Below are 560 nucleotides of genomic sequence, written 5' to 3' on the forward strand. Positions count from 1 at the left end.
AATCAATCTTTCAGAGAGATTTATCTGCTTGTTATAAACCTATTTGAAATTTGTCAGTATATCATTCTTTTTATTGGAAGACAACATTTCTAATAAATGATTAAAGCTATCGCAAACAAATTCTGCCGAATCTTCAAATTCAGGTTCAACTCCATAATAGATTTTACCGTAATTTTCCGGAGATAAATCTATGCACAAATATTGGTATCCATCTTTTACTGACATAAGAATAGGAATATGGCTATCCCAAAACAGGCGTATCATATCACAGGATTCCTTATCATCTGCCAACGCCTCAAGTCCCATCAGCTCAAATTCATTCCAACGGAATCCGCTATCGCTTTCTCCGTTAAAATCCTCTATGGAATTAAACCAAACATTATCACTTTCATTCGTGATTGTCTGAAACCGTTGTAAAAACTCCTGATAGTCCGCAGGAAGTTCGGAGTACCGATTTTGTAAATCAGAGCTTAATTCTTTTCTTTCCAATCGCTCTGTAACGATGAATCCTATATTTTTCAGTGCTTCAATCATATTTTTATTTTACGAGTTTATAATGG

1 protein-coding gene is annotated in these 560 nt (G+C 34.3%); it reads right to left on the minus strand.

The features are described 5' to 3' along the window. Positions 1-39 precede the first annotated feature (39 nt). A complete protein-coding gene (locus DW033_RS24335; RefSeq protein ID WP_009017662.1) occupies positions 40-534 on the minus strand; it encodes an SMI1/KNR4 family protein in 495 nt (164 codons plus the stop codon). Between the last annotated feature and the right edge of the window lie 26 nt (positions 535-560).

It is taken from the genome of Parabacteroides sp. AF39-10AC, from assembly GCF_003635405.1.
Classification (GTDB): Bacteria; Bacteroidota; Bacteroidia; order Bacteroidales; family Tannerellaceae; genus Parabacteroides; species Parabacteroides distasonis.

Bases quoted from the DNA above. Each gene is read 5' to 3' on its own strand.
- DW033_RS24335 (WP_009017662.1), bottom strand. From the start codon at position 534: ATGATTGAAGCACTGAAAAATATAGGATTCATCGTTACAGAGCGATTG.